The sequence below is a fragment of the Fundicoccus sp. Sow4_F4 genome (assembly GCF_052116145.1).
Taxonomy (GTDB): domain Bacteria; phylum Bacillota; class Bacilli; order Lactobacillales; family Aerococcaceae; genus Fundicoccus.
This window is the reverse complement of the sequence record NZ_JBQKLQ010000001.1, coordinates 495,507-509,929: the sequence shown is the minus strand read 5'-3', so window position 1 is coordinate 509,929 and position 14,423 is coordinate 495,507. Positions and strand designations below refer to the sequence as shown.

The 14,423-nt window shown below is 38.2% G+C and carries 10 protein-coding genes and 3 pseudogenes; 4 read left to right on the top strand and 9 right to left on the bottom strand.

Going from position 1 to position 14,423, the window contains the following annotated elements; genetic code table 11:
- Window positions 1-107: 107 nt before the first annotated feature.
- From ACTQ5J_RS02385 to ACTQ5J_RS02375, 3 genes and pseudogenes are all read right to left on the bottom strand, one after another.
- On the bottom strand, window positions 108-254 hold the full coding sequence (locus ACTQ5J_RS02385) for a hypothetical protein (RefSeq protein WP_441750795.1): 147 nt from the start codon (window positions 252-254) through the stop codon (window positions 108-110).
- Window positions 255-263: 9 nt separating this feature from the next.
- Window positions 264-1,166: pseudogene (locus tag ACTQ5J_RS02380) on the bottom strand (FAD-dependent oxidoreductase); the annotation flags it as partial.
- Window positions 1,167-1,398: 232 nt separating this feature from the next.
- On the bottom strand, window positions 1,399-1,848 hold the full coding sequence (locus ACTQ5J_RS02375) for an FAD-dependent oxidoreductase (protein WP_441750408.1): 450 nt from the start codon (window positions 1,846-1,848) through the stop codon (window positions 1,399-1,401).
- An 862-nt stretch (window positions 1,849-2,710) separates the two neighbouring features.
- Here ACTQ5J_RS02375 and ACTQ5J_RS02370 point away from each other — a divergent pair.
- The 4 genes and pseudogenes from ACTQ5J_RS02370 (at window position 2,711) to ACTQ5J_RS02355 (ending at window position 6,901) form a co-directional block, all read left to right on the top strand.
- Window positions 2,711-3,990: pseudogene (locus tag ACTQ5J_RS02370) on the top strand (IS1380 family transposase).
- Between the two features lie 311 nt (window positions 3,991-4,301).
- Window positions 4,302-4,634, top strand: coding sequence for an HTH domain-containing protein (locus ACTQ5J_RS02365; RefSeq protein WP_441750407.1), 333 nt, complete (start codon window positions 4,302-4,304; stop codon window positions 4,632-4,634).
- A 12-nt stretch (window positions 4,635-4,646) separates the two neighbouring features.
- Window positions 4,647-5,810: pseudogene (locus ACTQ5J_RS02360) on the top strand (hypothetical protein); the annotation flags it as partial.
- Window positions 5,811-6,577: 767 nt separating this feature from the next.
- Window positions 6,578-6,901, top strand: a complete 324-nt coding sequence (locus ACTQ5J_RS02355; RefSeq protein ID WP_441750406.1) for a transposase — start codon at window positions 6,578-6,580, stop codon at window positions 6,899-6,901.
- 377 nt (window positions 6,902-7,278) lie between these two features.
- Here the strand turns inward: ACTQ5J_RS02355 and dnaJ are convergent, their stop codons facing one another.
- The 6 genes from dnaJ to ribF form a co-directional block, all read right to left on the bottom strand.
- On the bottom strand, window positions 7,279-8,418 hold the full coding sequence (gene dnaJ, locus ACTQ5J_RS02350) for a molecular chaperone DnaJ (RefSeq protein WP_441750405.1): 1,140 nt from the start codon (window positions 8,416-8,418) through the stop codon (window positions 7,279-7,281).
- A gap of 119 nt (window positions 8,419-8,537) precedes the next feature.
- Complete coding sequence (dnaK, locus tag ACTQ5J_RS02345; protein ID WP_441750404.1) at window positions 8,538-10,373, bottom strand: molecular chaperone DnaK; 1,836 nt, start codon at window positions 10,371-10,373, stop codon at window positions 8,538-8,540.
- Window positions 10,374-10,414: 41 nt separating this feature from the next.
- A complete protein-coding gene (grpE, locus tag ACTQ5J_RS02340) occupies window positions 10,415-11,008 on the bottom strand; it encodes a nucleotide exchange factor GrpE (RefSeq protein ID WP_441750403.1) in 594 nt (197 codons plus the stop codon).
- A gap of 33 nt (window positions 11,009-11,041) precedes the next feature.
- On the bottom strand, window positions 11,042-12,058 hold the full coding sequence (gene hrcA / locus ACTQ5J_RS02335) for a heat-inducible transcriptional repressor HrcA (RefSeq protein WP_441750402.1): 1,017 nt from the start codon (window positions 12,056-12,058) through the stop codon (window positions 11,042-11,044).
- 180 nt (window positions 12,059-12,238) lie between these two features.
- Window positions 12,239-13,402, bottom strand: coding sequence for a radical SAM family heme chaperone HemW (gene hemW, locus ACTQ5J_RS02330; protein ID WP_441750401.1), 1,164 nt, complete (start codon window positions 13,400-13,402; stop codon window positions 12,239-12,241).
- Between the two features lie 59 nt (window positions 13,403-13,461).
- On the bottom strand, window positions 13,462-14,412 hold the full coding sequence (gene ribF / locus ACTQ5J_RS02325; protein WP_441750400.1) for a riboflavin biosynthesis protein RibF: 951 nt from the start codon (window positions 14,410-14,412) through the stop codon (window positions 13,462-13,464).
- Window positions 14,413-14,423: the final 11 nt, after the last annotated feature.

Here is a 14,423-nt window from a genome sequence, read left to right as displayed (position 1 = left end):
ATTGATTTAATCCGAAAAAAACCATACACTTTATGACAAAATATGAAAAAATCCCCACTGATTTATACTGAAAAAATCAGTGGGTGGCTCACATTAACTCTGCTTGTTTATTCGTCTGCGTCTTCTACATCAGACTCTTCTGTGTCTTGTGACATTTCTGTTTCCTCTATGTCATTAGCTTCTGATCTAGGCTCTACTACTGAATTAACAACATTAGCTCCGGCAATGCGACCATATACTATGATATCTGCCAATGCGTTACCACCTAAGCGGTTTGTTCCATGAATTCCACCAGTAATTTCTCCTGCTGCAAATAAACCAGGAATGATGTCACTTGCATTATCTAGAACTTATGCTGCTGCATTGATTTCTAAGCCACCCATTGTGTGGTGAAAAGTCGGCATACTGGCAGCCGCATAGTACGGTGCAGAATCCAATTTATATTCAAAGAGCGTTCGTCCAAACGGGTCTTCAATACTCCCATCAACTGCTTGATTAAACTCATCAACCGCTGCTACCAAGTTCGTGGGGTCAACACTGATTTGTTCTGCAAGCTTTTAAAGTGTTTCTGCTTTGAAGGCACGCCCTTCTTCAACGAGTTGATCAATCGATTCATTAAAGTTGTTTTTGACACCGCCTGTTGGGCATGAATTTTTATCTATTATTGTCCACATTAATGAATCAGTTTGATCCATTAAACCTTTAGTCATAACATCACGACGAGCACCTTCGTCAACCAAACGATTCCCTTCCATATTAACAAAGATTCGATATTGGACGCCTTGCTCAATATTTCCAAGAAAACACCCTGTTTCAGGATCACCCATTGGTAATAATTGAATATCTTCTATGCCGATTAATGACGCATCAACATCTTTAGCTAATATAATCCCATCACCGGTTGCCCCAGTCTGGTTCGTGGCCCCTAAATCCGTTAAAGTTGGCCAACTTTTGTTATACTCATCACGCATTTCTACGTTTGCACCAAGGCCACCGATTGCAATTACCACTCCAAGTTCCGCCATTACTTCTATTGTTTCGCCATTATAGACAGCCTCAACGCCGACTACATGACCCTCTTCTATGATTAAATGAGTGACCTCAGTATTGATGAACATTTGCATCTCATCAGAATTTTTTTCAAAGTAACCCGACAAGGTATTCACATAGCCACTTCCCAATGGTTCTGAGGGTTGATGAGCACGAGATCATAAACCACCTAATACAGTAAAGATATCATCATTGTATTCCATTCACAATCCTTCTAACCATTCGATCGACTCATAAGCCTGATCACCTAGTTGACTGATTAGAAGTGGACTCCTTTTTTATCTCCACTATTATTAGTTTGTAATTTATGCAATGACGGTGAATCGAATAGGATTGTTCACCTGAAGTTTAATAAGCTTCCCATTCTAGTTGTAAAGTTGCTTGCCACTCTTGAACTAGTGAATCTTCTTGTTCTTCAATTAATATCGTTTCAATTGTCTCTTCCTCATTATCAGTCATTTCAAGCATTGCTTGACGTTCAGGATCAGCAGCGTTATAGGCAGCACCAGAAATAATAGTATTCCCGCCTATACGAGGCGTTTTCTCGATTAAAATAACTTTTGCACCATTCTGATGAGCACTCACTGCTGCAGCTAAACCAGCCCCACCTCCACCAACAATGACGACGTCAGTTGTTGAGTCTACTATTGTTTCATCGACTTCAGCAACTACCGTTGTTTCTTGATTTTTTAAAGCATCAATATCAGCTCCCGATGCCTCTCGAGCTGCATCTAATGCAACAAATAGTCCTCCAGATGAGAGTGACGTACCAGAAACTACGTCTAAGTTTTCGGTCATTGAACGTGAAGGATGATATGTTTATGAATTCTTTACGGAAGAAAAGGACTATCGTTCAGCAATTCGTGTCACTCAACGTTGGAGTGATACGAAAGGGGCTATCTATCTCCTACCAGACATTGACGTTGAACACTATTGGACGAGTCTCGACCATCATCCTGCTTTACCACAAACATGCGATTTGTGAACAATATCATAGTGAATTGACACATGATTTAGATTCTGAGCGGCTACCGTCTGGTAAGTTTAGTACCAATACTTTGACTCTCACGTAAATTTCATTGACTGACAACTTTCTCAGATTAATTGGCCAAACCAGTCACGGCTCTTCAGTAGTAAAATGGTAACTTCAGCAAGACAAACCGTCTTCAAGTTAAGTCGCTACTTTAGTCGAGCACCCACAATCCTCACGTTAGCTCAGCGACACTAAACAGGGGCAACTGCCATAACACACACACATTTAAATGACTTAGGGATTTTGCGCCCATTTTAGTTTGTGGGCGCGTTTATTCTGGGTCTATCAACAAAAATAACTCTCCTCACTGGTTTACGGCTCAAAATCACAAGAAAAGATTCTGTTAAGTACATGAGACAGTCGAAAAAGTCTCATGACAAGATAGTTATACTAAATCAAACGGTTTCAGGTGTTTGATTTAGCACTATTTTTAAAGTATTATAAATCTGAATTATTCATAGTATTGCTGATTAGTACGCTAAGTCCTACCCTAGTCAGGTTTAATTCATATTCTTTTTGCACCTTTTAGGTGCAAAAAGATCCCTCCATATGTTAGTGTAAAGTTACCAAAACAATCACCAAACACCTAAGAGGGGCTCCAAATAGTAACTTTACAGAAAAAAAACAATAAATTTCAATACGCAATTAACTGTTTCTAACGACGGCGGCGATATTTCATCGAATTCAGGAATGATTTTGTTTGAAGAATTTCTTCATCATCTAAATTTCCAGCCATTCCTTTCCTCACAACTTAAGTTGAGTGATCAGCGTGCTTATTATACCTATCCTGAGCAAGCTCAAATGAGCCAGATGTTACGTCAGCTAGTCTTAGGGTATGCCACTGACGATGCTGCTACGCGCCTGAGACTTGATCCATTCTTTGGTCAACCGGTGACGTCTGTTCAATGAGCCTCTCAGCCGTCTCAATCACGTTTCTTAAATGGACTCACTCAGGCAGATAATAATCAACTGCTTCAGCTTATCCAAACATTAGCTGAACGCTCGATTCAAGAACAGGTCCGCGATAGTCTTATCATTGATATTGACTCTACCCATTCGGATACCTTTGGTCGCCAAGAAAAGACGGATTATAATCCGCATTATCGCACGACGGACTATCATCCGTTGTTAGCGACCGAAGTCGTTTCTGGCCTCGTATTTGATGCAGAGCTGCGCCCTGGAAATGTCTACACGTCGAATGGCATGAGCGATTTCCAGCGCCCTATCATTGACCGCTACAAAGAGCAGCAGACCTGTCTCATCCGAGGCGATAGTGGCTTTGCGACGCCAAAAGTTTACAACTTATGCGATGGTAATCGGACAAATTTACTCATACGCCTCAAAATAAATGCCCGATTAACCCGTTTGGCCGAGTCACGGATTCTTTACGGTGATGAAACTGATTTCACACTGGCAGAGTGTCATTACTATGATTGCCTCTATCAAGCGAACACATGGGATAAACCCTTGCGAGTCATTATTAAATCGACGCGGTCTGCGGGAGCCTTATTATATCGTCATGAATTTCTCGTCACGACAAGAAACTATCGCCACAGTGGCTCTATCGTTTGTACCAGCAGCGTGGTCAGATGGAAAATCATATCAAAGAAATTACACAAGGGTTTGCGTTTGATAAAACAGACAGCACCTCATTTATCGCCAATCGCGCCAGAATGCTTTTGAGTGCGATTACCTACAATCAATTTCAAATTTTTAAACAATGGGGGCTCCCAGAAAAAGAACACACACGAAACGCCGCAACCATTCGGAACCGTTTGTTTAGAATCGGAGGGAAAATCACGCGCCGTGTCAGAAAGATTCAGTTACGATTAACTTCCGCAAACGTCTATGACAACTTGTTTTGGGAGACGTTGACACACATTCAACATATGCGATTCCAGCTATAGCTGATTCAGTAATAATCAGACGCATAATTTTAAAAAAACTGTGACAGCTAGGAGGAGTAGTGCGCCCATTTTTATGCACAATCAGGGGAATAACAAATATAATCTATCATTAAATTGTAGTTTCAGTAAGAATTCTCAATTTATTAACAACGTTTTAAGCCAGGCTCAATTATTTTCGCGTTCTGAGTCATTTAAAAAAAGTATGAATAATTCAGGTTAAACATACATTTATTAAAATGATGATTCATGTAATATAAATATTTATAGTAAATTTTGAACGTTACAATCATCAAACATTAGGAGGAATTACTATGAGGTCCTTATTAAAATCTAAAGAACTCCGTCAACTACAAATCGTTGAGTATTTACTGGAAACGGATGGTTGGACGACTAACTCAGAACTTGCGGTAATGTTTAATTGCTCCACCCGTATTATTAAAGCCGATTTTTCAGAATTAAGGAAACTGATGACCGAACTCCAGTTTGATGCAGGTTATCTAGGTATTCGATTGACTAAAGAGTCAGATTTTGGAGTTCAAGCCGTATATAGCAAACTTCTCAGTGAAACTCTTGTTTTTCAAATTTTAGAAGAAATATTCTCCGATGAAACCTTATCAATTGAGGATTTAGCAGAGAAATTTTAGGTCAGTCATTCAACGGTTTACCGAACAATCACTCAAATAAATGACTATTCTAGAGATAGTCTTCAATGTTATGTCGAAACTAATCCTTGTCGTTTAATCGGTAACGAACAGAATATTCGTTTGTTCTACCGAACTTATTTTGCAGAGAAAAACACTCTTTTGGGCTGGCCATTCAGGGGGATCAATGAAAAAGAAATCAATCATAATTTTGACCAAATACTTTCATTCATGGTGACGGACATGCCAATAGACTTCGCCTACTATGAAGATATCAATTTAGTCGTCCTGGTTAATAAAATTCGCTATGATCATCACCACCTTATTGATACAAGCGATGGAGAAATTGAATTGCTAAATGTCTTTTTAAAAATATATAAGTACATTGTTCAACCTTTAGGCTTAGTTTCTTCCATGCAAATTAATAAAGAATCATTTTATCAAGTTTTTTCTCCCTATATTCGTAAAAACCTTCCAAGAAATATAAAACAATTGCGAAAAGCAAAAAAGCAATTAAATTGTCATGGTGAAGCGCTGCGTTTTCTGGAAGAATCCCTTTTAGATTTATCCGACAAATGGCAACTGCCACTTAATGTAGATTTTGTTCTTTTTGTCGTTCATGGGACTGCAGTGAACGCCAAAGATCTTTTAAATTCAGATTTAATTTTTTTTGACCGTTATAAGTACTTTGCAATGAAATTCAAATCAAATTTCCCAGAACTTTATCAGGCCATCCACATCATAATTCATAACTTTTGTGTGAAATTAAGTATAGCGACTGAAGACCTTGTAATCAATTACCTATTGTTTACTTTGGTTACTTATTGGGATGGTTTAATTAGCAACTATATTCATAAGAAAAAACAAGTATCCGTAGTAATTCTAAGTGACCGCCATTATACTCACTCAAATATGATTAAAGATTTTTTGGAGCTCGAATTGCCACGCAAGGTGGCGATAGATGTTTACTCTAAAATAAAGATATCAGATTCTATCATTGAAAACTTAAACTACGATATTATCGTTAGCAATTTTATGATATCAACCACTACTACTAAAAAAGTGGTCGTTATCCATGACTTCCCAACCAGCATAGATTTAGATAACATTAAATCAGCTATTAGTTCAGTTCTAATCGATCGAAATAATGATCATCTTAGGAGCATTTCAGCACTATAAGAATTCATATTGCGCTATACTAAACTGAATCGTTTATGGAAGTTGCCCTTAAAGTATCGAGAGGAATTAAACTTTTAAGACTACCATAGCCATCGCTTGTTTGAGGGCTCGTCACTGAAAAAAGTATGATTGATTACACTCTATCCATCGATCCAAGACTCCGATTAGAGTACGCGTTGATTAACGATCTAAAAGCCGATATCATGAATCACAACTATAAACTGTTTTATCTATCATTCGAAAGCATACCGTTTCAAGTCATTTCCGAACGACCTTTACCCCCTTATTTCATTACCTCGAAGCCATTGAGAGCAGCTTAACCCATACTTTATCGAACAGAATGGTGGAAGAAACTAACAACAAGATCAAGACGATTTAACGCAGTGGATTTGGCTACACAAATTTAGATAATATAAGGGCTTGTGTATTCCTTTGTCAAAACTTACAGGCCAAACCTAACAAAACTATTAGACTGCTACTCTTTTCAGGTGAAGAGACTGCTGATTAACGCTTTTCAATACTCGACTAAATTATGCCGCAAAAAAAGCCGAAGTTACGAATCATTCTGACTTTCTATAGCTATCGACACTAAAAAATTTTGAACTGATAAAAATCCAGCTTCGTTAGGAGAGCTGAATTTTAGGTTCTTAGAGGTTTTCCTCACCAGTACCCAAGATTATTGAACAAAAAAAGACTATTCGAATTCAAAAATGTGATGTGCCCCCAAAAGTTAGAGTTAAAAATCTAACTTTACGGGGGTTATTTTCATGTCAAAAAAGTACTCATATGAATTTAAATTAAATGTTGTTCAAGAGTATTTAAATGGCACATTGGGATATACTTTACTCACTAAAAAACATGCCATATCTGACTCTGCTCTAATTGGAAAATGGGTTAATCAGTACAAAACATTTGGGAAGGATGGTCTTAAAAGAAAGAAGACTAACAAAAAGTATCCTTTGAATTTCAAACTAGATGTATTAAGATTTAAACAAGACACCAGTGCTTCCTATAAAGATACGGCGAATGTCTTTGGCATAACCGAACCGTCCATTATAGCGAACAACGTGCGTGATGCCGTCATTAATTGACTAGCTGCTCTAGCGAATAGTAAAAGAAAATCCATTACTCCAGACCGTGGAAAAGACTTTTCGAAACATCGAGAAGTCACTCAATATTTAGATCACATCTCGTTTTATTTCGCAGACCCTCATGCCCCTTGGCAAAAAGGAATAAATTAAAATACAACTGGACTACTAAGAGAGTACTTTCCAAAAACAGAAGCTTTAACAAGCTATTGAACAGATTACTTGATAAACTAAATAAGCGTAAGTGCTAAGGTTAGAAACGCCTTATGAGCTCTTCTTTGACAAGGTGTTGCATTTAATTTGCCAATTCAAAACCTAAAACAAAAAAAGTATCAGCGAGGATTTCCTCACCGACACTCAAATTTTTAAACCCTTTAGTATTAATCAAATAAGTCTTTTACTTTATTGAAGAAACCAGGATCATTCCCTTTGATTTCTTCACCAGATTCTTTAGCGAATTGTTTTAATAATTCCCTTTGTTTATCTGTTAATTTCTTAGGTGTAACAATGTTAACGGTAACGTGTTGATCACCTTGGTAACCTGAACGTACACTTGGTGCACCTTTTCCTTTTAGTCGGAAAGTAGTGCCCGTTTGGGTTCCTGCAGGTACTTTCAATTTCACCGCACCATGAACAGTTGGTACTTTAATTTCATCACCTAGTGCTGCTTGACTGAATGATAACGGAAGATTAAAGTATATTTCACTTCCTTCACGAGTGAACTTATCGCTTGGTCGTACTCTGAAGACTACATAAAGGTCTCCGTAAGGACCCCCGTTTTTACCGGCTTCTCCTTGTCCGCTTAGACGCATTTGTTGATCATCTTCAATACCAGCTGGCACTGTGACTTTAACAGAATGATCTACAGTTTCACTACCTGAACCTGCACATGTTGTACACTTTTCTTTGATTTCTTTACCAGTACCCTGACACACATCACAAGTAGCTTGAGTCATTACACGACCAAATGGTGTATTTCTTTCGACTTGTACCGCACCTGCACCATGACATTTAGAACACGTAACCGGCTCTGTACCTTCTTTAGCACCTGAACCATGACAGGTGTGACATTCTTCTTTTCGTTTATATTTGATCGTTGTTTCTTTACCAAAAATTGCTTCTTCAAAGCTGATATCAACCCGATATTGTAAATCGTTCCCTCTTTGTGGAGCGTTTGGTCGTCTAGAGCCACCACTTTGTCCACCGAAGAAACTTTCAAAGATATCTTCGAAACCAAAGCCGCCTGCTCCACCACCGCCGAAGCCTGCGCCCCCAAAGCCAGCTCCAAAGTTTGGATCATTGGCTGCATGACCATACTGGTCATAAGCTGCACGTTTTTGAGCATCACTTAACATTTCATAAGCTTCAGTCACTTCTTTAAACTTAGCATCTGCATCCGCTGCTTTATTAATATCAGGATGGTATTTTTTTGATAATTTTCGGTAGGCTTTTTTTATTTCAACATCTGAGGCATCACGTGAGACACCTAGGACGTCATAATAATCTCTTTTATTCGCCATACTCTACCCCCTCGTATAAGTAATTCATTGCATACTTTATGCATAATCACCTTTGATAGAAAAGCCAAGGGCGTCTTTCACCCTTGGCTTTAATAGCAAAGACGCTAGTTAACATAAAATTAGTCTTCGTCAACTTCTTCAAAGTCAGCATCTACAACATCATCAGCTGAACCTGTTGCGTTAGTTGCATCTTCAGCTCCTTCAGCAGCTTGTGCTTCTTGAGCAGCTTGTTCGTATAACTTAATAGTTAAGTTTTGAACAACCTCATTTAATGCATCACGTTTAACTTTCATATCTTCTAAATCATTTGCTTCAACCGCAGCTTTTAAATCATCACGTGCAGCTTCAGCTTGTGTGATTTCTTCTTCAGATACTTTATCTTTTAATTCGCCTAACGTTTTATCAGTTGTAAAGATTAATTGATCTACTTCATTACGTAGGTCAGCTTCTTCACGACGAGCTTTATCTGCTTCAGCGTTTGCTTCTGCATCTTTAACCATACGTTCGATTTCTTCGTCTGTTAAACCTGATGAAGATTTGATTGTAATTGTTTGTTCTTTCTTAGTACCTAAGTCTTTGGCACTTACGTTAACGATACCGTTTTTGTCAATGTCGAATGTTACTTCGATTTGTGGCACACCACGCGGTGCAGATGGGATATCCGTTAATTGGAAGCGACCTAAAGTTTTGTTGTCAGCTGCCATTTGACGCTCACCTTGCAATACATGAACATCTACTGCTGGTTGGTTATCAGCTGCTGTTGAGAACACTTGTGATTTACTTGTTGGAATTGTCGTGTTACGGTCAATTAATTTAGTAAACACGCCACCCATTGTTTCGATACCTAATGATAATGGTGTAACATCAAGTAATACGATATCTTTCACATCTCCAGAGATTACTCCACCTTGGATTGCTGCACCCATTGCAACTACTTCGTCAGGGTTCACTGATTTATTTGGTTCTTTACCTGTTTCTTTACGTACTGCATCAACAACTGCAGGAATACGTGTTGAACCACCAACTAAAATAACTTCGTTAATTTCTGATTGTGATAAACCAGCATCTTTTAATGCTTGACGAACTGGCCCTTTAGTTCTTTCAACTAAATCATGTGTTAATTCATCAAATTTAGCACGAGTTAATGAAATTTCTAAGTGTAATGGACCAGCATCTGAAGCAGTGATGAATGGTAAGCTGATTTGAGTGCTTGATACACCTGATAGGTCTTTTTTAGCTTTTTCAGCTGCGTCTTTTAGACGTTGTAAAGCCATTTTATCATTAGATAAGTCAACGCCGTTTTCTTTTTTGAATTCTGCTACTAAGTAGTCGATGATTTTCTCGTCGAAGTCATCTCCACCTAATTTATTATCACCAGCAGTTGATAATACATCAAAGACTCCGTCACCTAATTCAAGGATTGACACGTCAAATGTACCACCACCTAAGTCGAATACTAAGATTCTTTCTTCAGCATCAGTTTTATCTAAACCGTAAGCTAAAGCGGCAGCCGTTGGCTCGTTAACAATACGTTCTACTTCTAAACCTGCAATACGACCAGCATCTTTAGTTGCTTGACGTTGTGCATCGTTAAAATAAGCTGGAACAGTGATAACAGCTTTTTCTACTTTTTCACCTAAATAATCTTCTGCGTAGCTCTTTAAGTGTTGCAAGATCATTGCTGAAATTTCTTGTGGTGTGTAGTCTTTGCCATCCATTTCAGCTTTGTAGTTGCCCTCACCAATGTGACGTTTAATTGAGCTTACTGTATGTGGATTAGTCACTGCTTGACGCTTAGCTACTTCACCAATTTGAATTTCGTCATTTTTAAAAGCGACAACTGAAGGTGTCGTACGGTTACCTTCTGGGTTTGGAATAATTTTTGCCTCTCCACCCTCTAAAACAGCAACCGCAGAGTTAGTTGTACCTAAGTCAATACCAATAATTTTTGCCATAATTTGTTTCCTCTTTTCTTAAATTGTTTATTTATATACGTTTACGCTGATACAATGACCATAGCCGGACGAATGACACGGTCATCTAGTAAATAACCTTTTTGTAATACATTCACGACAACATCGCTTGCTTGCCCTTCTTCTGCCGGCATCGTGCTGACTGCTTGGTGGAAGTTTGGATCAAACGCTTCATTCAACGGATCGATTACAGTCACTTTTTCACGTTCTAGCGCAGTAATTAGTTGCCCATGAACCATTTCGATTCCTTTTTTTAGTGTTAAAGCATCTTCACTTGTTACTTCCGTTGCTAGAGCACGTTCAAAGTTATCGACAACTTCCAGTAGATTTGTAGCTAAACTTTGCGAACGATACTTCGCTGCGTTTTGACGCTCACGTGTATTCGTACGTTGCATATTTGAAATTTCAGCTTGTAGACGTAATACTCTGTCTTCTAGAGCTTCATTTGCTGCAGTAAGTTCAGCTAAGTCATCTTTTTTAGCATCTGTATCATCTTCTGTTGTAATTGTTTCAGTCGTTTCATTTGCAATTTCCTCTTCTGATTCGATGCTATCTGTTTCAAATAGTGTCTCATCTTTTACAGTAGAGTCCTCGACATGTTTGTTTTCTTCTGTCAATTTTCTACCTCCTCATTTTATATAGTCGTTTAACTAGTAATTGGATAATTCTGTAATCATTTTCTCCATTAAGCCGATAATACGGTGATAAGGCATGGTTGTGGGGCCAATCAGACCCAATGTGATTTCTTGATTTTGTTGTTGAAACTTCCCTGTTACCATACTAAGATTTGCTATCCCATAGGGCGACATATCCGCTCCGAAAAGAACTTCAATTCCTTGATTCCGATTTTCAAGCATATCATACATACTGGCAGAACCATCCACCATCGTAAATAATTTCTTTAAATCTTCTGAGTCTGTTTGGGGCTCTATAAAATCAAATAAATTGTTTTTACCACCAATATGATATTGGCGCCCTTTCAAACTATGAAGAGTTTTCTCAGCTAAGGGAGAAAAATCAAATTGATATGAAACTGCTCGTTGAGTTAGTAATGGTATCGTCAGTTTTAAGCGATGGTAAACATCTTCAATACTTGTTCCTATTAACTCATTGTTGACTATTTCTGAAGCCTTCATCACCATTTCTTTAGTTACTGGATAAAGCGTGACGAACAATTGAGTTTCGACACGGCCTCCGTCTGTAATCATAATAGCAATTAAGTTCTTCTCATTTAGATAAACAAGCTTAAACTCTTTCAGATGATGGGAGTCATTGCTCTGTCCTAAGACAACAGCTGTATAACCTGTTAAAGAAACCAGAATATCGGCAGCCATTTGAGCTAACTGTAAATCATCTGCTTGGCGTTCATGAAATAATTCGGCAATTGCATGATCATCTTCTTCTAAGACTTTCATCTCATCTTCGTGATGGATTAAGCGGTCAACATAATAACGATAGCCACTGAAAGATGGAATTCGACCACTTGAAGTGTGTGCTTTCCTCAGCAATCCTTCTCTTTCCAAAACGACCATATCATTTCGAATGGTTGCTGGACTGACGTTTAGAAGACTCTCTCTTAATAAAGTTTTAGAACCAACGGGTTCTTCAAACTCACTATATAATCTAACGATTAAGTAAAGAACTTGCCTTTGCCTCGGTGTTAACATGTAGATTCGCTCACCTCACTTTGGTTTAGCACTTAAATTATAGGAGTGCTAACATCTATTATATTACACGCTATTCTGGGGCATGTCAAGGCTTTTTCTTCAAAAAATACAAAAAACTAGCACTCTTACATAAAGAGTGCTAGTCCGCTGGATCAATAGATACATTTATTTTATATCAGTTCATTTTACAACGTTTAACCAGCCGATGAGTTCGCGAAATACGGTATCTGCGAGAAACAACCCACGATTAGTTAAACGAACAGTCTCTCTTTCAATTATCATTAATTCTTGCGCTACTTGCTTATTAAAAAACTCCCCAAATAATTCAAGCGCTGAATAATAAAATTTGCTTTCAAACTCTTGTAAACTAAATCCTCGATTCGTCCTCAGCGCTAAGAATATGTATTCTTCCATCTGATCGTTTTGATTTAGTGTTAATTGATTGATGATTGGCTTCGACTGTTGTTGCGTTTGTTTCAAATAGTGGTGCACTGGTCCATGATTATAATAGCGTACGCCATCGACAAAACCGTGGGCACCGGCGCCAAAACCAAAGTATGGTTGATACTGCCAGTATTTTAGATTATGTCGTGATTCATAGCCTTTCATTGCAAAGTTACTAATTTCATATTGATTAATCTGATGCTCACTCAACTGTTTAATGGCGAGTTCGAACATATCAGCATCCGTATCTTCATTAGGAATCGGTAGTTTCCCTTCGCGCATTAATTGTTGAAAAAGTGTTTGTTGTTCAATAATCAGAGAATACAAGGAATAATGCGGCAATTGCAATTCGAGCGCTTTTTTTAAACTCTCATTAAAATCCTCAAGTGTCTGACCAGGCAATCGGAAGATTAAATCAATGCTTAATGCTTTAAAACCCGATTGACGCAACCAGTCAATCGATTGATAAACATGTCTGACACGATGATTGCGGCCAATACGACGTAATAAATTATCATTAAAGGTTTGAACTCCCATACTAATTCGGTTCACTCCATAATCATAAAGCAACTGACATTTTTCTAGTGACAATTCACCTGGGTTTATTTCAAAGGTAAACTCTGTTTGCTTATCTAACCTCATATGTCTATGGACGCTTTGCATCAATTGATCTAATTCTTGCATACTTAAGCAACTTGGAGTTCCGCCACCGATATAGACGGTGTCCAAAGCCTCATCTTGCTTTAAAGAATAAAGAGACATTTCCTGTTCTAAACCATCCAAGTAACGACCTACTGGTTGTCCGTCGTAAAAGTACTTATTAAATGCACAATAATGACAAATCTTTTTACAAAAAGGAATGTGAATATAAACCGCATCTGCTTGCTTGGTCGTTACCATGAATTCTCTCCTATCCTATTTGACGCTCGGTCCTTGACTTTAACGCTTAACTTATTGAGCTATTGATTTAATTCAGCAAAGTATTCACGGGTATCCACTAAATCTTGATCAAGTTGTTTAATTAGACCATCAAGGCCATCGAATTTAATTTCCCCACGTAAGTAATGGTGCCAACGGACTTTAACATTTTCACCGTAAATCATTTGGTCAAAGTCTAATATAAAGACCTCACACGTTACTGGACGATTTTCGCCGAATGTTACATTATAACCAACAGAGGCCATCCCTTGGTGCCACTTTTCTGAAACAAAGAATTCTACTATATAAACACCAATGCCCGGAAGAAGCTCTTTACTTGTTGTTTCAACATTAGCTGTTGGGTAACCAAGCAAGGCGCTCCCGCGTTTTTCACCATGAACGACAGTACCTGATGTTTGGTATAAATATCCTAGTTCCTTATTCGCGACTTCAATTTGGCCATTTTCTATTTGTTCGCGAATGTTTGTCGACGCTATCTTGTGCTGATTGATTGAAAATTGATCAACTTCAACAATTTCAAAGCGCTCTGAAGCGTGTTTAGACAATGTCTGCATGTTGGCGACATCTTTCTTACCATAAGTATAGTCGAAACCTGCGACTACCACTTTCGCATTCAAGTCGACAATATAACGATCAACGAAAGTCTGTGGCGCTTGTGAGCCGAAAGCCCATGTATAATCCACTAGATAAAGAATATCAACTCCTAGCCCCGTTAATAAGTCTGCTTTACGCTCGTTTGTTGACAGATAAAACATTGATTTTTCATCAAGTTTCGAATAAACAATTTTTGGATGCTGATTAAACGTCATGACTGCCAATTTAATTCCACGTTTAACTGCTTCTTCTTTAGCAGCTCTAATAACTGCCTGATGGCCCAAATGGACACCATCGAAAAAACCAAGTGCTAATACAATTGGTTCGTGAATGATTTCTTCATCATTATACGGATGACTTAACTCTATAATTTCCATAAGATTCTCGC